The sequence below is a fragment of the Paraburkholderia nodosa genome (assembly GCF_001718195.1).
In the GTDB taxonomy this organism is placed as follows: Bacteria; Pseudomonadota; Gammaproteobacteria; order Burkholderiales; family Burkholderiaceae; genus Paraburkholderia; species Paraburkholderia nodosa_A.
In genome coordinates, this window is sequence record NZ_MCNV01000004.1 from 207044 (window position 1) to 227923 (window position 20880).

Annotated in this window: 20 protein-coding genes and 2 riboswitches; of the genes, 14 read left to right on the forward strand and 6 right to left on the reverse strand. The window is 64.9% G+C overall.

The window, feature by feature from the left end:
• The first annotated feature begins 27 nt into the window (after positions 1-27).
• The 7 genes from BFD71_RS10190 to BFD71_RS10220 all read left to right on the forward strand — a co-directional run bounded on the left by BFD71_RS10190 (position 28) and on the right by BFD71_RS10220 (position 5265).
• Positions 28-1008, forward strand: coding sequence for a quinone oxidoreductase family protein (locus BFD71_RS10190; RefSeq protein ID WP_069263134.1), 981 nt, complete (start codon positions 28-30; stop codon positions 1006-1008).
• Between the two features lie 10 nt (positions 1009-1018).
• Positions 1019-1867, forward strand: a complete 849-nt coding sequence (locus BFD71_RS10195; protein WP_069263135.1) for a TauD/TfdA dioxygenase family protein — start codon at positions 1019-1021, stop codon at positions 1865-1867.
• Between the two features lie 22 nt (positions 1868-1889).
• The gene (locus BFD71_RS10200) at positions 1890-2450 is read left to right on the forward strand and encodes an RBBP9/YdeN family alpha/beta hydrolase (protein WP_069263136.1); all 561 of its coding nucleotides are present in this window, start codon (positions 1890-1892) and stop codon (positions 2448-2450) included.
• Complete coding sequence (locus BFD71_RS10205) at positions 2437-3147, forward strand: DsbA family oxidoreductase (RefSeq protein ID WP_083245166.1); 711 nt, start codon at positions 2437-2439, stop codon at positions 3145-3147. Before BFD71_RS10200 ends, BFD71_RS10205 begins: the two co-directional genes overlap by 14 nt.
• Before the next feature lie 31 nt (positions 3148-3178).
• Complete coding sequence (locus BFD71_RS10210; RefSeq protein ID WP_069263137.1) at positions 3179-3511, forward strand: Rieske (2Fe-2S) protein; 333 nt, start codon at positions 3179-3181, stop codon at positions 3509-3511.
• A gap of 188 nt (positions 3512-3699) precedes the next feature.
• A complete protein-coding gene (locus BFD71_RS10215) occupies positions 3700-4851 on the forward strand; it encodes a porin (protein ID WP_069263138.1) in 1152 nt (383 codons plus the stop codon).
• Between the two features lie 33 nt (positions 4852-4884).
• The gene (locus BFD71_RS10220) at positions 4885-5265 is read left to right on the forward strand and encodes a BON domain-containing protein (protein WP_069263139.1); all 381 of its coding nucleotides are present in this window, start codon (positions 4885-4887) and stop codon (positions 5263-5265) included.
• A 234-nt stretch (positions 5266-5499) separates the two neighbouring features.
• Here BFD71_RS10220 and BFD71_RS10225 read toward each other — a convergent pair whose 3' ends face one another.
• Both BFD71_RS10225 and BFD71_RS10230 read right to left on the reverse strand, forming a co-directional pair.
• Positions 5500-6309: a DUF2182 domain-containing protein gene (locus BFD71_RS10225; RefSeq protein ID WP_069263140.1), complete on the reverse strand. Its 810-nt coding sequence runs from the start codon at positions 6307-6309 to the stop codon at positions 5500-5502.
• Between the two features lie 8 nt (positions 6310-6317).
• Positions 6318-7082, reverse strand: a complete 765-nt coding sequence (locus BFD71_RS10230) for a DUF899 domain-containing protein (protein ID WP_069263141.1) — start codon at positions 7080-7082, stop codon at positions 6318-6320.
• A gap of 149 nt (positions 7083-7231) precedes the next feature.
• Here BFD71_RS10230 and BFD71_RS10235 point away from each other — a divergent pair, with 149 nt between their 5' ends.
• Both BFD71_RS10235 and BFD71_RS10240 read left to right on the forward strand, forming a co-directional pair.
• A complete protein-coding gene (locus tag BFD71_RS10235) occupies positions 7232-8452 on the forward strand; it encodes a DNA-binding protein (RefSeq protein ID WP_069263544.1) in 1221 nt (406 codons plus the stop codon).
• 35 nt (positions 8453-8487) lie between these two features.
• Positions 8488-9129, forward strand: a complete 642-nt coding sequence (locus BFD71_RS10240; RefSeq protein WP_069263142.1) for a Vgb family protein — start codon at positions 8488-8490, stop codon at positions 9127-9129.
• A 48-nt stretch (positions 9130-9177) separates the two neighbouring features.
• On the opposite strand, the gene BFD71_RS10245 is transcribed toward BFD71_RS10240, so the two are convergent.
• On the reverse strand, positions 9178-11118 hold the full coding sequence (locus BFD71_RS10245) for a TonB-dependent receptor domain-containing protein (RefSeq protein ID WP_069263143.1): 1941 nt from the start codon (positions 11116-11118) through the stop codon (positions 9178-9180).
• Between the two features lie 103 nt (positions 11119-11221).
• Positions 11222-11403: riboswitch (cobalamin riboswitch) on the reverse strand.
• 90 nt (positions 11404-11493) lie between these two features.
• Positions 11494-11627, forward strand: a riboswitch (cobalamin riboswitch).
• A gap of 57 nt (positions 11628-11684) precedes the next feature.
• On the opposite strand from BFD71_RS10245, the gene BFD71_RS10250 reads away from it, so the two are divergent.
• The gene (locus BFD71_RS10250; protein WP_069263144.1) at positions 11685-12779 is read left to right on the forward strand and encodes a porin; all 1095 of its coding nucleotides are present in this window, start codon (positions 11685-11687) and stop codon (positions 12777-12779) included.
• Positions 12780-12836: 57 nt separating this feature from the next.
• Here the strand turns inward: BFD71_RS10250 and BFD71_RS10255 are convergent, their stop codons facing one another.
• Both BFD71_RS10255 and BFD71_RS10260 read right to left on the reverse strand, forming a co-directional pair.
• The gene (locus tag BFD71_RS10255; RefSeq protein WP_069263145.1) at positions 12837-14798 is read right to left on the reverse strand and encodes an acid phosphatase; all 1962 of its coding nucleotides are present in this window, start codon (positions 14796-14798) and stop codon (positions 12837-12839) included.
• Positions 14799-14955: 157 nt separating this feature from the next.
• Positions 14956-16539 (reverse strand): MFS transporter, encoded by a 1584-nt coding sequence (locus BFD71_RS10260; protein ID WP_069263146.1) that lies wholly within the window; start codon positions 16537-16539, stop codon positions 14956-14958.
• Positions 16540-16856: 317 nt separating this feature from the next.
• On the opposite strand from BFD71_RS10260, the gene BFD71_RS10265 reads away from it, so the two are divergent.
• The 3 genes from BFD71_RS10265 (at position 16857) to BFD71_RS10275 (ending at position 19320) form a co-directional block, all read left to right on the forward strand.
• Positions 16857-17252, forward strand: coding sequence for a DUF305 domain-containing protein (locus BFD71_RS10265; protein ID WP_069263147.1), 396 nt, complete (start codon positions 16857-16859; stop codon positions 17250-17252).
• A gap of 32 nt (positions 17253-17284) precedes the next feature.
• Entirely contained in the window at positions 17285-18760 is a 1476-nt protein-coding gene (locus BFD71_RS10270) for a YncE family protein (protein WP_069263148.1), read from the forward strand.
• A gap of 164 nt (positions 18761-18924) precedes the next feature.
• Entirely contained in the window at positions 18925-19320 is a 396-nt protein-coding gene (locus tag BFD71_RS10275; protein ID WP_069263149.1) for a hypothetical protein, read from the forward strand.
• Between the two features lie 16 nt (positions 19321-19336).
• Here BFD71_RS10275 and BFD71_RS10280 read toward each other — a convergent pair whose 3' ends face one another.
• Positions 19337-20248 carry a CHAD domain-containing protein gene (locus BFD71_RS10280; protein WP_069263150.1) on the reverse strand — a complete coding sequence of 304 codons (912 nt, stop codon included), beginning with the start codon at positions 20246-20248 and terminating at the stop codon, positions 19337-19339.
• Positions 20249-20480: 232 nt separating this feature from the next.
• Here BFD71_RS10280 and BFD71_RS10285 point away from each other — a divergent pair, with 232 nt between their 5' ends.
• Positions 20481-20849: an NUDIX hydrolase gene (locus BFD71_RS10285; RefSeq protein WP_069263547.1), complete on the forward strand. Its 369-nt coding sequence runs from the start codon at positions 20481-20483 to the stop codon at positions 20847-20849.
• The last annotated feature ends 31 nt before the right edge of the window (positions 20850-20880 follow it).

The window sequence follows — 20880 nt, forward strand, 5'->3', positions numbered from 1 at the left end:
GTTCGAGTAAAGGATAGGAGATTGAACATGGCGAAAGCAGTGCGCTTCCACGAAACCGGCGGTCCCGAAGTCTTGCGCTACGAGAGCGTCGAAGTGGGCGATCCCGGCCCCGGACAGGTCCGCCTGCGCCATGAGGCAGTCGGCCTGAATTTCGCGGATACCTACTTCCGCTCCGGCCTGTACCCCGTCCCGCTGCCTGCCGGCATGGGCGTGGAAGCCGCGGGCGTGGTCGAGGCCGTGGGCCCCGAAGTGAGCAACGTGGCGGTGGGCGAGCGCGTGACCTACACCGGCTTCATCAACACGCTCGGCGCGTACAGCACCGAACGCCTGATTCCGGCGGCCCCGCTCATCAAGCTGCCCGACGCGATCGCATGCGAAACGGCGGCCGGCATGACCATGCGAGGCCTCACCTCGTCGTACCTGATGCGCCGCATTCACGACTTCAAGGCCGGCGACACGATCCTGCTGCATGCCGCGGCGGGCGGTGTCGGTCTGATCGTCTCGCAGTGGGCGAAGCTGCTGGGCCTCACGGTGATCGGCACGGTGTCGAACGAGGCGAAGGGCGAAGTGGCGCGCGCGCATGGCTGCGACCACATCGTGTACTACGGCCGCGAAGATGTCGCGAAGCGCGTGCGCGAACTGACGAACGGCGCGGGCGTGAACGTGGTGTTCGACAGCGTGGGCAAGGATACCTTCGAGGCGTCGCTCGACTCGCTCAAGCGCCGCGGCCTGATGGTTTGCGTCGGCACGGCTTCCGGTCCGATTCCGCCGTTCAACCCGCAGATCCTCGCGATGAAGGGCTCGCTCTATCTCACGCGCCCGGCGCTGGCGGACTATATTGCGGACCCCGCGGAGAAGAACGAGCTGGCCGGCGAGCTGTTCGGGCACGTCGCTGCGGGCCGCATCAAGATCGAACTGAACCAGCGTTACGCGCTGGAAGACGCGGTGCAGGCGCATCGCGACCTCGAAGCACGCAAGACGACGGGGTCGTCGGTCTTCGTCATCTGAGGAGCGCAGCATGCAAGTCGAACAATTGACCTATGCCATCGGCGCGGAACTGACCGGCGTGAATCTCGCCGATGCCGTTCACGACGACGCGCTCTTTGCCGAGATTCGCGCGGCGCTGCTCAAGCACCGCGTGCTCTTCCTGCGCGACCAGAACATCACGCGCACCGAACACGTGGCATTTGCGCGCCGCTTCGGCGAGCTGGAGGATCATCCGGTGGCGGGCAGCGACCCTGAGCATCCCGGCCTCGTGCGCATCTACAAGAATCCGGAGCAGCCGAACGACCGCTACGAAAACGCGTGGCACGCGGACGCCACGTGGCGCGAGGCGCCGCAGTTCGGCGCGGTGCTGCGCTGCGTGGAGTGCCCGCCCGTGGGCGGCGACACGATGTGGGCGAACATGGCGCTCGCCTACGATAAGCTGCCGGAACACGTGAAGGCGCAGATCGCCGGGCTGTATGCCCGCCATAGTATCGAGGCGAGCTTCGGCGCGGCCATGCCGATCGAGAAGCGCCATGCCTTGAAGGCTCAGTTTCCCGATGCGGAGCACCCGGTGGTGCGCACGCATCCGGAGACCGGCGAGAAGGTGCTGTTCGTGAGCGCATTCACGACGCACTTCACGAACTATCACACGCCCGAGCGCGTGCGTTTCGGGCAGGACGCCAATCCGGGCGCGGGCGACCTGCTGCGCTATCTCGTGAGCCAGGCCTATATTCCGGAGTACCAGGTACGCTGGCGCTGGAAGCCGAACAGCATCGCGATCTGGGACAACCGCGGCACCCAGCACTATGCGGTGATGGACTACCCGCCGTGCCACCGCAAGATGGAACGCGCCGGCATTATTGGCGATAAGCCGTACTGAAGCGCGCAGGAGACCTGGACGAATGACGCTGAAGACCACACCGACCATGCTGATGGTCCCGGGGTTGCGCGACCACGTGGCGGAGCACTGGCAAACGCTGCTGCAGCACAAGCTGCGCAACGCGGTCTCGGTGCCGCCGCTCGAGCACGACAAGCTCAGCCGTGCAGCGCGTGTGGCGGCGCTCGACGCGGCGCTCGCGAAGATCGACGGTCCCGTCATTCTCGTGGCGCATAGCGCGGGCGTGATGATCACGGTGCATTGGGCGCAGCAGCACAGCCGCAAGATTCACGGCGCGCTGCTGGCCGCGCCGGCCGACCTCGAAACGCCGCTGCCGCCGGGTTACCCGCCATTCGAAGCACTGGCCGAGCACGGCTGGAACCCGATTCCGCGCAAGCCGCTGCCGTTTCCGAGCATCGTGGGCGCGAGCCGCAACGATCCGCTCGCGCGCTTCGAGCGCGTGGAGGCCATGGCGAAGGACTGGGGCAGCAGCCTCGTCGACCTGGGCGAAGTCGGTCATCTGAATCCCGCAGCGGGTTTCGGCGAATGGCCCATGGCGGAGATGTTGATTCATGAACTTGTCTGATCAAAAGTGGGCGGCGCAGGCGAGTCGCGACGCGGGCGAGCCGCCCCTGCTGACGATCGAAGCCTTCTTCGACTTCATCTGCCCGTGGTGCCTGATCGGCAAGCGCAATCTGGACGAAGCGCTCGCGCGTTTCGCGAATTCGCGGCCCGACGTGCGTGTGCGTGTGCAGTGGCGCTCACACCAATTGCTGCCGTGGACGCCGCTCGAAGGCATGCCGTATCAGATGTTCTATCGCGACCGCCTGGGCAGCGACGAAGCGGTGGCCGCGAGGCGCGCGCAGGTGCAGCGCGCGGGGCGCGACGCGGGTGTCGAATTCGCATTCGATCGCATCGAAGTGCTGCCGAACACCGCGGCCGCGCACGACCTCGTCACGTTTGCCGCGAGTCGCGGCATGCGCGAACAGAGCGCGGTGCTGATCGACCGCGTGCTCGAGGCGTACTTCATGGAAGGCCAGAACATCGGCGATTACGCGGTGCTCGAGCGTCTGGGGCTCGAATGCGGCCTCGAGCGTGAGCGCCTGGAGGCTCACATTGCCGCATCGAAGCGCCTCGCGGACCCGACCGGTCAGCGCGCGCCGTACGCCGATCCACAGGTGAACGGCGTGCCGTATTTCGTGTTCAACACGGGGTATTCGCTCTCGGGCGTGTACTCGCCGGTCGCGATGGCCGGCACGATGGCGCTGGCGGTCGCGCACTGAGGCGAGTTGAAGAAAGTCGAGGGGAACGGGGATGACACGTGAAGTACCGGTCGGCACGGCCGACGAACTTGCGCCGGGCGAGCGCAAGCTGGTTTTCGTCGACGGCCGCAGCATCGTTTTGTTCAACATCGAAGGCCAGCTGCACGCGATCGACAATTCGTGCCCCCACAACGGCGCCTCGCTCGCGAGCGGCCCACTCGAAGGATGCATGGTGCGCTGCCCCGCGCATGGACTGCGCTTCGACGTGCGCAGCGGCTGTATGCCGGGCGCGGGCGGGCTGAAGGTCACGACATTTCCTGTGCGGACTGCGCAAGGAAAGCTGCTGGTGAGTGTCATGGAAACGCCGGCTCCGAGCCAGGCATAGCCACGGCATCGCACTCAAGAACCGCAGACGTACCGAAGTCACTTAGGATAGCAAACCATGCAAGGTCTGATGATGGAGCAGCCGCCTCATGCAGATCGTGGATCGCCGCAAGGACGTCATGTAATCCCCACCAGGCAACAACAAAAGGCGCCGGGACCACCCGGCAGCCACACACACGGAGAGAGGCAATGAAATTGAAGTTCGGCAGCGTGGCAGCGCTGGTCCTGTTCGCCAGCGCGGCGCATGCGCAATCGTCGGTCACGCTTTATGGCGTGGTCGACACCGGTGTGCTGTACCAGAGCACTTCGGCCGCAAACTTTTCGGGGACTGCGAAGAATCTGGGGAGCGTCTGGCAACTCAAGGACGGCGGCATCTTTTCGAGTATCTGGGGTTTGAAGGGGACCGAGGACATCGGCGGCGGCTACAAGATCAACTTCAAGCTGCAAGGGTCGTTCACGTCGAATAACGGCAAGCCGGGCCTGTCCGACACGCCGGGCGTGACGGCGCTGTTCAACCAGATCACGACCATCGGCGGATCGGGTTGGTTCGGTTCGATCGACGCAGGCCGGCAGATCATCCCGATGATCTACGCGATGGCAGACACGGACGTACGCGGCGCGCAGTACTTCGGCAGTATTCTCACCGCGTGGCTGGGCCTCAATCAGGCCGCCGGCTGGCCGGGCACAAGCACGAATGCGCCGATCGGCGCGCTCTATGACAGCAACGCGATCGTCTATAACTCGCCAAAGTTCTATGGCGCATCGCTCGCGCTGGAATACGCGCCGGGTGGCGTGCCGGGGCAGTTCCAGGGCGGCACGCGCGAGTCGGCCGTGCTCAAGTACTCGAACTACGGCCTGAACCTGGCTGGCGTTTACTACAGCGGGCACGACACCAACCCGTACGCGGGCTCCTATCCGACGACGCCGGCCGCGCCGGCGACGGGCCGCAACAACAACAATTTCTATTATGTCGGCGCGATGTACACGATCAGCGGATTCTCGATATCCGGCTCGTTCAGTTCGTCCAATTCGTCCAGCCTGTTCACCAAAGCGACCTACAACTTCGAAATGATCTCGGCCGGCCTGGGTTACCAGTTCAGCCCGGTCTTCAAGGTCACTTCGGGCTACTACTATTTGAAGGACCGCAACAACTCGGCGAATCATTCGAGCGAAGTCGCCGTGGGCGCCGAATACAACCTCTCGAAGGCAACCAGGGCCTACGCCCAGGTCGGCTACGTCAGCAACAAGGGGACCATGAACCAGACGATCATCTACGGAGCGCCGGTCGCGCCGGGCCAGTCGACGACGGCGGCGATGGTGGGTATTCGTCACGCGTTCTGATCCTCATAAACTCAAGAAAGAACGGAGCAATTCATGAAGAGAACTACGGTAGCCGGATTGGCGATCGCGACGCTCGTCGCCGCGGCTTCCATGAGTGCGTGGGCGCAGGGTGACGCGAGCGCGGCTGCGGGGGCGCAGGCGGCGTCGACAACGGCTGCTCCTGGCGCGGCAGTTCCCACGGACAGGCAGGCGAATCGTGCCATGCGCCGCAAGGTGTATGCGGCCATCGGGAAGGACAAGTCGATCAACGCGGGCAACATCAGCGTCGGGGCCAGGGGTGGCGCGATTACGCTGAACGGGACCGTTTCGGACACCGCGCAGATCGCCAGGGTCGAGGAGATCGCGAAGGGCGTTCCCGGCGTGGCGTCGGTGACCAACAAGCTGACGGTCAAGAAGTCTTTCGGCGGCATGTAAGCCGCCACAAGAGGCGCGGAGCGCGGCGAGGCCGGGAGTCCCCCTGGTCGCGCCGCGCTTCGCCCAGCAGCACAGAGGTGGAATTCGGCCGGCCTCTTGCTGCTACTCCGGACTGCTAACAACAATCCGGAGCGTCGATCAGACTCGTGTGCAGGCACGAGTCTGGAGGCGTGAGTTCGACGTTAGAGTCGGAGCGTTTTATCGCCGTTTCGCGGATGCGGAACGGCGATTTTTTTATGCGGCCACCGCCCGCACCACCATCGCGACGCCCGCCGCGATCGCAGCCGCGCCAATCCCGCGCGCGACTCTTGTGCCGCCCGGCATCCACCGCTCCGCTGCGATCGCCGCCGCGACCAGCGCCATCGCAGGCCGATCCATCACGCCTGCCGCAAGCAGCGCCGCCATCAAATTTCCGCAGCAGTACAGGCAATGCCGGCCGAGCCTCAAACCGTGCCGCAGCGCGGCCTGCACGTCGAGCCGCGCATGCCCGCACGACGGCAAGTTCCCGCAGCACGCAAGCCACCGCGCTTTCCACGCAGAGAACTGCAACACGCCCGCCATCACGACGACGACACCGGCCACGGCTGGCGCGGTGTGCGCCAATGCAGGCGCATCGACGGCTAGCGCGGTGAGTTGCGCCCCCGCCGCGAACACGAACACTCCAACCACGAGCCACACAAAGAAGTAACCCGCCCCAGCCATCACCGTCATCCCACCCGCACGCGCCGCGCGTGCGTCGCCCAGCGCCTCGAAATATCGCCACAAAGCGGGCGTGACCGCAGGCAACATCATCGCGACCATCATCACATTCCACATGCCGGCAAACGATACGGCGGCGTCGAACCAGGTGCGTCCGCACATGGGCGTCCAGAGCGTGGACATCGTCCAGCCGCCGGGCATCGGCGTGCCGCCCATCGCCTGCATCGAAGCGCACCAGACGAACGTTGCCGCCGCGCTCGCCGCGAAGACCAGCGACGCAACGCCGAAGAAAACCGCGCGCGGTATACCGCCGCGCAGCCGTACCGTCATGCCGACGTTATCCATGATGCGCCTCAGCTCTGTGCGTACTCGTCATGCCGGTGCCACCAGATGCCGGCCTCGTTACGTCCCTTCGGCGCGCGGTCGAGCCACTGGTACATGCCCCACACGCCATCGAGACCGCGCGCATAGGTCGAGTACGTGTGATAGACCACGCCGTCCTCGAGCACGAATGCGCTCAGGCCCGGACGGTCGCGCGTATAGGTCGCCGCGTCGGTGCCGCAACTCGCCGCGAACTCGGCGACGGGCGCGGGCGGTGGATTCTTGTCCATGGCGTGGCCGCTGCGCGCATAGTTGTATTCGATGTCGCCCGCGCGCTGCTGCGCCGTGGTGAACGCCACGTTGAAATCGAAGTTGAAGTCGTTGCCGTTCGACGAGGCCCACGGAAAATGCCATCCCATGCGCTTGCGGTAGGCGAGCAGCTTCGCGAGCGGCGCGCGCGACACCGCCATGAGCCGCACGTCGTGATTCGCGAGATGTACCGCGATGCCGTCGAAACCATCCGCAATCGAGGAACACGACGGACAGCCCGCCGCATAGTCCGGCCCGAACATGAAGTGATAAACGAGCAGTTGCGAGCGCCCCTTGAAGAGATCGGCGAGCGTGGCGCCGCCCTCTTCGGTTTCGAAGCGATACATCTTGTCGACGCGCACCCAGGGCAGCGCCTGGCGTTGCTGCGCCAATGCGTCACCGCGCCGTGTGTGCTCCTTTTCGGCCGCGAGCAGTTCGATGCGCGCCGCGCGCCAGTCTTCGCGTGTTCCTGTGGTATGGGTTGCCATTGCCTGGTCCTCCTATGGGTTGACTACGGTGGCGGCGTGCTGTGGGTACTGCCGCGTCGTTCGATCGATGATTCATTTGATCGCCGTGTTAGATTAGGTCCGGACAGAGAAGGAGGGGGAGTGACAAGTGTGGCGGGATTCCCATGACCATGGATTCGCTGATCACGGCTGCCGCGCGCGCGCTCGCGGCCGGTGATCCGCTCGGCGCGCTGAACCGGGTCGCGTTGCGCGACGACGCGCCCGCGCTCGCGCTGCGCGGCATCGCCATGGCGCAGCTCGGCGACTTCGCGCGCGCCAAAGCGCTGCTGCGCAGCGCGGCGCGCGGCTTCGGCGCGCGCGAGGCCGTCGCTCGCGCGCGCTGCGTCGTCGCCGAGGCCGAAATCGCGCTCGCTTCGCGCGATCTCGGCTGGCCGACCGATACGCTCGCTGCGGCGCGGCAAACGCTCGAAGCCCATGGCGACCGCCTCAATGCCGCGCACGCGCGCTACCTGGAAATTCGCCGTTTGCTGCTGATCGGCCGGCTCGACGAGGCTGGGGGCATGCTTTCCGAAGTCGATCCCGCGCCGTTGCCGCCCGCTTTGCGCGCGGCGCATGAGCTGATCGCCGCCGGCATTGCCATGCGGCGCATTCAAACGCAAGCGGCGCGGCAAGCGCTCTGCGCCGCCGCGCGCGCCGCGCGTGAGGCGGGCATCGCGGCGCTGAGCGCCGAGATCGAGAGCGCAGCGCTGCTGTTGACCTCACCGGCGGCGCGCCTCATCGCGCGCGGTGAAGAGCGGGTGTTGCTGCTGGAAGACGTCGAGGCGCTGCTCGCCTCGAAGGCCCTCGTCGTGGACGCGTGCCGCTACGTCGCGCGCGAGGGTCCAACCGTCATCGAACTCGCAAGACGGCCAGTGCTGTTCGTGCTCGCCCGCGCGCTTGCGCAGGCGTGGCCCGCCGACGTGCCGCGCGATGCGCTCATCGCCCGCGCCTTTCGCACGAAGCACGCCGACGAAACGCACCGCGCCCGCTTGCGCGTGGAAATCGGCCGCTTGCGCACGCTGATGCGCGATGTGGCCGAGATCGGCGCGACCCAGCAGGGCTTCGCGCTGGCGCCGCGCCACGCGAGCGAAGTGGTGGTGCTGGCGCGGCCCGTGGAAGAAAAGCACGCCGCCGTGCTGGCTTTTCTCGCCGATGGGCAATCGTGGTCGAGTTCGGCGCTGGCGCTCGCGCTCGGCGCGAGCCAGCGCACCGTGCAGCGCGCGCTCGATTCGCTCGCGGCGGCGGACAAGGTGCAGTCGTTCGGCTACGGCCGCGCGCGCCGCTGGACCACGCCGCCCGTCCCCGGATTCGCGACGACCTTGTTACTCCCCGCCCCGCTGCCAGGCGATTAGGATTAACGCGTGTCCCTTCATTCAACGAGGAAACCATGAAACGAACGACTGCCGAAATCGTCCGCGAGTACGGCCCTTTTCCCGGCATCGAGAAGGTGGGCGGGGTCACGTACGACGGCAAACGGGTGTGGTTCGCCGTAGGCGAGCGCATCGCGTCGCTCGATCCGCAGAGCGGCCAGACGCAGCGTTCGATCGACATTGCGGCGCATGCGGGCACGGCCTTCGACGGCCGGCATCTGTTTCAGATCGCCGAGGATCGCATTCACAAGATCGACCCTGAAACGGGCCGCGTGCTCGCGACGATTCCCGCGCCCGGAGGCGGCGGCGACTCGGGGCTCGCGTGGGCGGACGGCACGCTCTGGGTCGGGGTGTATCGCGAGCGCAAGATCCATCAGGTCGATCCGCAGACGGGCGCAATTCTGCGCACGCTCGAATCGAGCCGCTTCGTCACGGGCGTGACGTGGGTGGACGGTGAACTGTGGCACGGCACCTGGGAAGGCGACGAGAGCGATTTGCGGCGTATCGATCCCGGCACGGGCGAAGTGCTGGAACAGCTCGACATGCCGCCCGGAACCGCCGTTTCGGGGCTGGAGTCCGATGGCGGCGAGCAGTTTTTCTGCGGCGGCGGGAACAGTGGGAAGATTCGCGCGGTGCGGCGTCCGAAGCGCGAGGGCTAGGCGAGCGGGCGCGCGAAACGCTTGAACGCACCCGCTCGCACGCAACGTTCAGAACGTATAGGTCACCTTGCCAAACGCCGTGCGCCCCAGCGTGTTGTACCCGTAGGCGGTCACGTACTGCCGGTTGAACACGTTCGCCAGCGTGGCCGATAGCGCGAGATGCGCATTGACCTTGTACGACGCGCGCAGGCTCACCGTCGTCCACGAGGGAAGGTAGATCGTGTTGAGCTGGTCGTCGAACGTCGAGCCGTTATACAGCAGCGAAACGCCGGTGCTGAGCGCGTGGAGCTGGAACTCGTCCCACGTGTGATCCACGCTCAGGCTCACCGTCTGGCGCGGGCGGCGATTGAGCCAGGTCTGGTCGGTCACGTCCTGCGGATTCAGAATCCCCACCGTAAGGCTCACCGGCGTGTACTGGCCGAGCGTGCCCTTGTACGAGAGGTCGAGACCCTGAATGTGCGCGCGGCCCACGTTCACGGGCAGGAAGGTCTGCGAGTTGTACGTGATGAGATCGTGCACGCGCGTGTCGTACACGGCCGCCGTGAACGTGCCGATCGACGTGGTGGCATCGAGCGCGGCTTCGACCGAGTCGCTGCGCTCGGGCAGCAGGTTGGGATTCGAGTAGCCCGGATAGTAGAGGTCGTTGAACGTCGGCAGGCGGAACGCATTGCCGTACGAAACGCGCGCCGTGTAGACCGGCGTGATGGCCCACGAGAGCGCGACGTTGCCCGTATTCACCGATTGCCCCTGCACGATTTCGTGCCGCCCCGCCAGAAACAGCGTGACGGGTCCGAGCGTGGACGACTGATGCATCGATACGGCCGAATCGTTGCGCGCGGGCAGGCCGCCCGGCACGTCCACGGGCAGGAACGCCAGCTCGCGGGTGTAGTCGTAGGCGAGCTTGGTCTCGCCGTCGAGCGGCATGCCGAAGAGCGTATGGCCTCTTTCCTGATGCGTGATCGACGTGGAGGTGGAAAAGCGCGTCGAGTCGATCTCGTCGGAGGGGATCGTCGGGTCGTTCGAATAGAGGAACTGACGGTCCGTCGCGTAGCCCACCGACTGGTCGAACTGCGTGGTCGGCGTGATGTCGAGGTGGAACGCGAGACCGGTCGTGAGCTGCGTGTCGCGCTGCCGGTCGTTGCCTCCCGCGTTGTCGTAGGAGAGATCGGAGCGGTGGTAGAGCGCGAAGGTCGAGATCGACCAGTTGTCGTGCGCGTAGCCAAGGCGCGCGTCGAGGTTCTGCGCGTGGTACGGGTTGCGGCCGTCTTCGTGGCCGTAGGCCCCGGGCTGCGTCGCGTCGATGCCCGCCGTGTTGTAGTCGTGCAGGCCCAGCGAGTAGGTGAGGCCGCTCAGTGCGGAAAGCGGTCCTGTCGATGGGATTGTGCCCGAGGTGCGCACCTGCGTGTCGAAGGTCTTGTTCGAGCCGCCGCCGAACGAGACGGTGGTCTGGTTCGGCTGGTTCGACGCATGGCGCGTGAAGAGCTGCACGACGCCGCCCATGGCATCCGCGCCGAACGAGGCGGCCGCGGGGCCCGAGATCACCTCGACGCGGTCGAACGAGGCAGTCGCCAGATCGGCCCATTCTGCCGTGCCCGTGGTGACGGAGCCTATGCGTATGCCGTCGATGAACACGGCCACCTGGTCGGCCGACGACCCGCGGATGCTCACCCCCGTGTACGACCCCGGCCCGCCGGTCTGCGAGACGGTGACACCCGGCAGCGTGGCGAGCGCCTGCGCGATGCTGGGGTCGACGGGGGACACGCGTTCGAGGTCCTGGCGCGTAAGCACCTGGGTGGTTGCGTAGCGCTGATCGAACGATTGTGGCAGATGCTGCGCGTCGCCCACGACGAGGATATTGGGCAGCGTGGTGTCGCCGCCGGCTTGCTGCGGCGCCTGGGCGGACGATGCATTGGCGGCGTTGGCGGCATGCGCGGTTTGCCACGCCCAGGCGAGCGCGGCGGAAGTCAATACAAATTGGCGAAACTTCATGATGCGGTGGCTGGAAACAGCTCCTGAAATGCGGGCTGTCCGTGCAACGGGCGATCGCCACGCGGGCGGTGCTTGCGCATTGGGGATCCCCGCCCGCTGCGGCTGCTGGACTCGGCTGATGGCAGGTCTCCTGGCTCGCGGGTCGACATCCATTGCCGGCCTTCCCGGTTTCCCAGTGGCCTTCTCTGGCATGGACTCGCCGCTTACAGTTGCGGGGGCAGCCGCAGTCTTGCACTGCGTTCCCTTTTGATCCCGTCGCCGGGAACCATCAGGGCGCAAGGGTAAGGGCCGCGCATTCGGTGCGTCAACCTTTGACGAGCGTCGTGTGGCAAAAACACCCGGTTTGGCTGCTCCCGCAACTTACGCTATCCTTGCGGCTGTTTTTCGCGCGTAGGCGCTGCACAAGCGAAACGCAGCAGGGAAGCCGGTGAGAATCCGGCGCGGTCGCGCCACTGTGACCGGCTGTCAATCGAGCCAGAAGTCAGACCTCGCTACGTCCTCGCCGCATCGAGCGGGGGCGGACGGCGCTCGTCCACGCAATCCCACCTACACAAACAAGACGACTCATGAACAAGAACATTCTTGCCGTCCTGGGTGGGACGGCATTGGCATTCACCGGCGCTGGCGCCTCGGCGCAGCAGGTCACGTTGTACGGTGAGATGGACGCGAGCGTCGACTATGTCAGCGACGTTGGCGGCCGCACCCAATATCGTGCAGGCTCGGGTCTTGTCGACGGCAGCTTCTGGGGCTTGCAGGGCACTGAGGACCTCGGCGGCGGCAACGCCGCGATCTTTCGCCTCGAGCGCGGCTTCTCGGCCACCTCTGGCGAAGCCTTCAACGACCATCCGTTCTACGTTGGTCTGCAATCCGAACGACTCGGCACGATCACGCTAGGCCGCCAGTACGACACGATGCACGACTACTTCGCCCCGTTCACGCTAACGGGCGGCGCGGGCGGCACGGCATTCGCGCATCCGTTCGACAACGACAACGCCAACAATTCGTGGCTCGCCTCGAACGCCGTGAAGTACGCGAGCGCAACGTACGGTGGTTTCAGCGCCGGCGCGATGTACGCGTTTTCGAACGAGGCGGGGCGCTTCGCGCAAAATCGCGCTTACGGCTTCGGCGTCCATTACGAAGGCGGCGCATTCAGCGCAGGCGTGGCGTGGATGCACATCAACGGACGCGGCGCCTCTTCGGTGGGCGCGTACGATACATCGGTGCTGCCGGGTGCGGGCCTCGTGCCGACCGAGGTCGCGGTGCAGCGCGAAGACACCATCGGCGCGGGCATGAGCTACGCGCTCGGCGACGTCACGCTTGGCGCGGCCTGGTCGCGTTCCATTCATACCCGTGTCAGCGAGGCCGACGGCGGCGCGCCCTTGCCTTCGATCGCATTCAGCAATTACGAAGTGAATGCGCTATGGCAGGTGACGCCCGCGTTCTCGCTCGCGGGCATGTATGCCTACACGGGCGCGACCTCCGCGCATTGGCATCAAGGCGCGCTGCAGGCCGGCTATCAACTGTCCAAACGCACGGACGTTTATACCGAGGCGATCTATCAGCGCGCGTCGTCCGGTGCGCTTGCGATGATCAACACCTGCGACCCGTCGGGCGGCCGCAACCAGGTGCTCGTGGCCGCGGGCATCCGGCATCGCTTCTGATGCGTAAAAAAGGCCCCGAACCGTTGCGATTCGGGGCCTTTATACTGCGTGGCTACGTCACGAAGCCGAGAGCTTCACCGAAACGCCGGTCGAAGAATAAACCGGCGTGGCCTTGAAGCCATCGACCGTGACCGTCGCGAATTTTACCGATGCGCCGCTGCCGTCGATCACGTCGATCGTGTCGCCCGCTTTCGGCGTATAGCCGTTCACGAACTTCACATGCAGCGTGCCGCCCGCCACCGTGAGCTGGCCGCCCACACGCAGGCGTCCGCCGCCGTTGCCGTCGATATCGAGTTCGAGCGTCGTGCCGTCGAGCTGCGTGTACTTGCCCGCCACCGTCAACGGTGCGCTCGTCGCCACGGTCACGCCGCCGCCGGACCCGACGTACACGTCGCCGTTGCCGAAGGCCGTGGTCGACGCTGCAGCGAGCATGCCGCCGCTCACCTGTGAGCCGCCCGTGTAGCTGTTATTGCCCGCAAGCGTGAGCGTGCCGCTGCCCTGCAGCGTGAGCTTGCCCGAGCCGGCGATGTCGTTGCGCCAGGTGTCGGCGGCGTTGAAGCCGCCCTGGGTCGCGTCCATCGCCACGATCACATTGCCGTTGAACACACCATAACCATCTGCAGCACTAAACATGTTCAGACGGCCCCAGCCCTCGGCGTCGTCCATGACCGGATAGCCCGAGACGACTTCGGTCGTCTTCAGCACGACGCGGCGCTGGTCGGCGCTCAGGTACGGGAAGCGCGTTTCGAGCAGTACCTCGGCGCCCTTGGGCACGACGGGCGGCGCTTCGGTGGATTCGATCTGGCTGAAACCGAACGTCATGCGGCGCGCGAACTCCGACTTGTTGGTCGCATAGTCGGCAAAGCGGTCGGTCGCGGTCGTGGACGAATGCGCGAAGGCGGGGAAGGTCGTGGCGCTCGTGCCGGTGGCCTGTTCGAGCGCGCTGTGCGCCTGCGCATAGGCCGCGCTCTTGAGCGTGGCGTTCGCGGGATCGTAGAGATTCGCGGCAGTGGCGGCCAGCGCGAACATGCGGCCGCCGATCACGTCGAGCGGCGAATGCATGCCCGCGAGAATGCGGTTTTCGCCGAGCTCGAGGCCGCGGCTCGCCATTTCCTGGTAACGCTCGGGCACGAGGTACGCCATGGTCATCGCGTCGCGCATGGCTTCGGCTTCGTGGCCGCTGATGAAGCCGCCGTCTGTGGACGGCGTCGTGCTGATGGCCGGCACTAGCGTGGGGTCGACCACGACGCTCGTGCTCCAGCGGAACGGCCGCGCGTATTTGTAGAAGCGCTTGGCGGGCTCGGTGGAAGCATTGTTGCCCATCGTGTTGAGCAGGTCGACCACCTTGCCGAAGGTTGCGTTGCTCGTGCTGCCCACGCCCGTGTTGTTGCCCGAGTCGTTGTAGAGCGTCGTGGTCGCGTCCGCGGGAATCGACGTGATGCTCGTCGTCTGCTGCGCAGCCGAGCGCCAGGCGGCGGTGAGCGGCCCCATGCCGTCGGTCACGCTGTAGCCCTTGCCGCGGCGATCGTCGTAATAGGCCGCGTCGGCCTGCGCCTGGCTGCGCTGGGTCGTCGCGGTCACGACATACTGGATGTTCGCGTTCAGCACGGTGCTGTTGAGGATCGTGCCGTTGGGCGTGCCGTCGGTGGGGACGCCCGTCCACGTCGACTGCACGACCGCGGGGAATGTGCCGTTGGCGGGCGCGGAGACGCCCGCGTCCACCAACTGCGTGAGCGGCTGCCAGAGATCGAGAAAGCGCGCCACCACGCGCACGCCCGCATTCGTCGCGAGCGTGGCGTAACGCGCGTCGCCGCGCTGGTTGGTCGCGATGTTGTCGACAAAAGCCGGTACGTCGGGAATCGGTGCGTTGTCCACGAAGCCGGGGTCGGCTGGCGGCGCGGGAATCGCAGCGGTGGTGGCGGGATCGCTATTGCCGCCTCCACAGGCGGTCAGCGCGGCAACGCTGGTAAGCACTGCCAGGTAGACCGGCAGTGCAATTCGGTGGCGTGATGCGGGCATGCTGAGGGCTCCGTCGTCGTGATTGATGCTGTGTGGTTATTTCTACTGACGGCGGCGAATTATGCTTACCCTCGATTACTCCCTAATTACCAATTTATTACGCAGATGTTAAACGGGAATGGAAATGAAGTGCGTAGAAGTATTTCGCGGCGTCCATTTACGGCTGCGCTTCGAGATAACCGACCCGCACGGGCGGCACGAACCACGCAAGACACAGGCCGGCCAGCGCGGCCACGGCAGCGACGATGAGGCCCATGTGGATCGAATCCACGAGCGCGCTGCGCGCCGAGTTCATCATCGCGTCGCCGGCATGCCCGGCGCTCACGAGGCGGCTGATCAGCGCGGCCTGGTCGGCGCGGTCGACGAGCAATTCGGGACTCGCAAACGACCTGAACCATTGCGTCGCCTGATACGAGTCGAGTGAGCGATTCACGCCCATGGTGTAGACGTGGCCGAGCAACGCGCCCGTCATCGCCGTGCCCAGCATGCCGCCGAATGTGCGCAGCGATTGCAGCATCGCCGTGGCGGCGCCGAGATGGTCGCGCGAGACGATCTGCTGCGAGCAGACCGTGAGGCTCGTGCCCACGAGGCCTAGCCCCAGGCCGCTCGCGCCCATGCACGCCATCCACACGAGATGCGGTTCGTTGCCTCGCAGCACCACCACCGCGAGGCTCGCGAATGCCGCCAACGCGAAGCCAACGTAAAGGATCGCATTGGCGCGCCGGATGCGCGTGACCACGCGATTGTTCACGAAACTGCCGACAGTTGTGCCGAGCAGCAGCGGCGTGATCAGCATGCCCGAAGCGCGCGGCGACATCGCATAGCCGCCCTGGAACAGCAGCGGCACGTAGAAAACGAGCGAGAACAATGCAAATCCGCCGAGCACCGACATTGCAAAGAGCGGGCCGAGTTTGCGGTCGAGCAGCATGTCAACGGGGATGATCGGATAGCCCATGCGCTTTTCCCAGAAGAAAAGCGTCAGCGAACAGACCACCACGATCGCGGCCAGCACGATCGTCGAAGTCGTCCAGCCTTGCCTCGGCAGAAGCTCGATGCCGAGCTGCAGCGCGCCGAACGTGACGGCGACGACGCAAGCGCCGAGCCAGTCGAGACGCAGCCGCGCGCCTTCGCGGGCATGGTGCAGATGCGGCAGGAAAGCATTCACGAAGAAGAGCGCCGCCACGCCCACCGGCACGTTGACGAAGAACACGAGGCGCCAGCTGCCGTGCTGGGTCAGCATGCCCCCGAGCGTAGGCCCCACCACGTTCGCCAGGCCAAACGCCGAGGAGACGAATACCAGCCAGCGCAGGCGTAGCCGCGGATCGGGAAACAGGTCGGCGACGGTCGCGAATACCGTCCCCATCATGATGCCGCCGCCGATGCCTTGCAGGCCGCGCGCGAGCACGAGAAACAGCATGTTGGTCGCGATCCCGCAGAGCACCGAGGCGAGGGTAAAGAGAAGGATGGCTGCCAGCATGAAGGGCTTGCGGCCGAACAGATCGCCCAGACGCCCGAAGATCGGAATCGTGATGACCGACGCCAGCATGTAGGCCGTCGCGACCCATGCATAGAGTTCGAAGCCTTTGAGCTCCGCGACGATGCGCGGCAATGCGGTGCCGACGATGGTCTGGTCGAGCGCGATCAGCATCGAAACCGAAGCGACGCCGAGCATCGCCAATACCGACTCGCGAAACGGCAACAGTTGCCGTCCTTGATCGTGAAGCCCAATGCTCGTGGCCATGTAACGCTCCTTACTGCTGCGACGCGGCTAACCTGCTATGCGGCGCCCGGCAAAAAATGAATGGGTCGGGCCCGCGCGTGCGACCTTCGTGCGTTGTGCAATGATGGTACGCCCGCATACGCGAATGTCACGGGACGAACACGTCATCGACGAAGTTATTCCACACGACCCGCGCGAGACAGGGGAGATGCGAAGCGTTTGCCAACGTTTCGCGGCTCGTCGCTCTGCAAATCGATTTCGCCCGGCATGGAGTAAATCGGCGAGTCCGTTGTTTGCCTTCATGTCGAATGAGATTCGACCAAAACGGAGGGGACGTCATGAACGCTGCAATTCGACTCGTTTTGCGGGCAACGGCAAGCGTTGCGGCCACGCTTTCCCTGGCCGCTCTATGCGCCGCGTCGGCGAGTGACGCGGGATCGTCTCGCAGCGATGGCGAAGCCTCGTTTCTCTCAGAGAACGATGCGGCCATGACGAAGATGATGGCCGGGATGGCGGCCAGGCCGACAGGCGATACCGATCGAGATTTCGTCGCAACAATGATTCCCCATCACCAGGGTGCCATCGACATGGCCATGGCGGAATTGCGGCACGGACACAACGAACAGCTACGCAGGATCGCCCAGGAGATCGTGGTCGAGCAACAGCAGGAGATCGTTGCCATGCGTCTCGCGGTGCATGACCCGAACATGCCGCCGGCGCCGATGTCCCACTGACCCGCTCGCATCAAGACGCAGGAGACAATGTCATGAAATACAACGCCATGCTTGGTGCGGCCCTGACTGCCGCTGCGCTCGCCGCCACGACACTCGCCGAGGCGGGGCAGGTCCCCGGCTCGCTAGCGGTGGCCGATATTGCGGTGAGCCATCGGGACCGGGTGTATTCGTCTGATCAGTTTTCGAATACCGTGTCGATCATCGATCCGGCGGCCAATCGTCTGGTCGGTGTCATCCGCCTCGGGGAGCCGACCCCGGCCAATTTCAGCCCGCTCTATCACGGTCAGTTGCTCGTGCACGGGATGGGCTTTTCGCCCGATCACCGCACATTGGCCATCGTCTCCATCGGCTCGAACTCGGTGACCTTCATCGATACGCAAACCAATGCGGTCAAGCACGTGACCTATGTGGGCCGCTCCCCGCACGAGGCATTTTTCACGCCCGACGACAACGAGGTGTGGGTGACCGTGCGCGGCGAGAACTATGTCGATGTGCTCGACGCCAAGACCTTCGAAGAGAAGACGCGCATTGTCGTGCCGGCCGGGCCAGGCATGCAGATCTTCTCGCCCGATGGAAAGTACGGGTATATCTGTTCGTCGTTCAACCCGGAAACCGACGTCGTTTCGGTCGCCGATCACAAGATCGTGGCCCGCGTCACGCAGGCGAGCCCGTTCTGCCCGAACATCGCGGCGACGCCGGATGGCCGGCAGGTCTGGTTCACGTTGAAGGATGCGGGCAAGACGCAGGTATTCGACGCCCGGCCGCCGTTTGCGCTGCTGAAAACGCTGGACACGGGGCCGATCACCAATCACGTGAACATCGTGCAGAACGCCCACGGGATGTTTGCGTACGTGACGGTGGGCGGCCTGAACCAGATCAAGGTGTTCCGCACCGACGACTTTTCGCAGGTAGCGACGATTGCGGTCGGCAGCCTGCCGCACGGCATCTGGCCGTCCGGCGACGGCACGCGTGTCTACGTGGGCCTCGAAAACGGCGATGCGATGACGGCAATCGACACGCTGACCAACACGGTCATCGCTACGGTTGCGGTCGGCCAGGCGCCGCAAGCCGTGGCGTATGTACCCGACGCCGTGCCGGATGGCGACGGCACGGCCAACACGGAGCCGCTCGGCGCGGCGGGGGAGGCCACGCATGTCATGCTGATCCCGGTGGGTGGCGCCGCAGCCGACCATGGCGCTGCGCCGACTTCGGTAGCGTTGTTCGACCAGGGAGTGCTGCAGGTGCTGCAGGCGGCGGTGACGGGATTGCAGGCGGGCCAGCCGTATTTCCTCGGACTTTCGGACCACGCCGACGGCAGTGGCAAAATCGACGTCCTCGCAAGCTTCAAGGCCAACCCGGCCGGCTCCGCAATCGTCAACACGCTGGGCCAGATTCGACAAGTCGTCGCGCCTGGCACGCCCGGCGTGTCCGACCGCCGACGATATCTCGTGATCGCGCCGAGCGTGGGCGGTGCACCCGGACCCGTAGTGCAGGTGCAAGCCTTGTGAGGATCCCGGGCATCGTCCCGGTCATTTCGAATTCCTTAGTAAAAAACTTGCGGCTCGTGGGCGACACTGTTTGTTTGCCCACGTACGCAGGCGCCTGACGCTTGACGCCTGCCTCTGCGGGAAGCTAACTGACGGTGATCGGCACCCGAAAGCGAGGTGAAGAAGTGAGCGCTTCCCGCAATCTGGCTAACAGCCAGCTTACCGTCCTGTTCCTGATCCTTCTGGTGCATGGCACGGCCCACGCCGCCGACGATCGTGCGGTGTCGGCCGCCTCACCCGGCTTCGAGCCGAGCGAGCTTTCGACAGACTGCATCGACCGCGAATATCGCGGGAAAAATGCCAAACTGGGTCTCGACTACACCGACCTGATCAACAACTGCGGTGCATCGGTCATCATCACGTGGCAGTCGTTCGACAACGGCGCGCCGCAAACGGAAGGCGGCGGGGGAATGGGGCAATCGGCATGCATACCGCCGGGCGGTACCATCACCACCGCATCGCGCGAGCGGCTCGGCACGGCGAGTGAGAACCTGCCTGTTAGCGTCGTGACCTGCCAGTGACGGCGGCGCAGCCGGTTCAGCCGGAAATGGCTCTCACCCTCCGCGAGGCAACATCTATTCGCTGGCACTTCCTTTCTTCCAGCCACTGCAACGACTTCTCGACGACGTCGGCAGGCACCTCGTCGAATGTGGTGTTGCGGATCAAGGTTTCGCTCGCGGCAATGTCGTTGAATTCCCCCAGCGTCTTTTGCACGGAGGTCAGTTCCTTGATGGTGCGATCGTGGTCGCCTTTGATGACGGGTTGAAAAAACTCGAGCAGATAGCGCAGCTTTTTGCCGGCCTTGCGCACGTCATGCAGACTTTCCTCGTGGCCAGCCTCGCTTCGCGCGGCGCGTCTGCTGCGTTTTCGAAGCGTGCGCTGCGCCATACGGACCCGTTGCCTGGCAAACGCGCGGATTGGAAGATCACTGCAACGCGACTGCAGCGTGGTTTGCGCGCGAAGCACCGCGTCGTTCAGAAATGCTTCGACGGCTTCGCTCTTGATCATGGCCTGGCTATGCGCCACCGCTTGCGCGCGTTTCTCGCGCGCGGCGGTCACCAGCAGTTCGATGGATGCGTCTGACTTCTGCGCGGTTTCCAGGAGGTCGCCGGCGATGTCCCAGTCGCGCGTTCCGCCCGCTACGGCGGCCAGACGCTTGAATTCTTCGCTGGCCTGCGCGGTGGCTTCCTCGCCGAGCCAGGGCGAGTACGCCCAATACAATGCACGAAGCTTTCTGAAGGCCACCCGAAGCTGATGAAATGCTTCGGGGTCGACGCCTGAAGACAGGGCTTTCGTCCTTTGCACCGCTTCGATGACCACTGGCATGGCCAATGATGAGAAGGTGCTGGCGATGGAGGTCTTGCTGGTGAGTGACGCATCGGAGCGTCGCCGATCGATTCTGAAGCGAGTGCGCGGCCGTGGTAAAGGCCAGTCACCGTCCATATCCATTCGAGCCTCGAGTCTGACGAAAACAGGTTGCCCCAAACCATACCATACGGCCGGTTGGCAACCTGATCTTCGTGACGATTTGATGAAGTGTGCAAATTCTGACAAGTTGACAGCCTTTGCGTCGCCAGCAGGTTGACCTTCTGATTTTCTGTATTACGATGCTTACCTACGTCAGGCGTTGCTGTGCGGATGCATCGAGAAGCGCCTCCCGGGAACGAAGTGGGAGTTCGAGTTGAAGAAACGGGCCACCGTGATCTGCCGTAGAGGTAAGCGAATTCTCCTGGTAGCACGCAGTCAGTCGAAGTGGGCACTACCGGGTGGCATGTTGAAGCGCGGTGAGCATCTTACGCAGGCCGCGCTTCGAGAACTCAAGGAGGAGACGCGGCTCCTGGGCAAGTCGGCCAGGTACCTGTTCGACATTCGCGGCAAGCAGAAACACCATCACGTGTTCTCCTGTGAAATACCCAGGCAGGCCAAGGCACGGCCGAGCAGCGAGATAGCCAGGTGTCGATGGGTCCACCTCGACGACATCCCGCGCCTGCTCACCAGCGGCCCGACGAACGATATCGTGCGGCTGATCAACCAGCGGCGCAGGAAGTAACACCACGGCCCTCGTGGTGACGGATTGAACG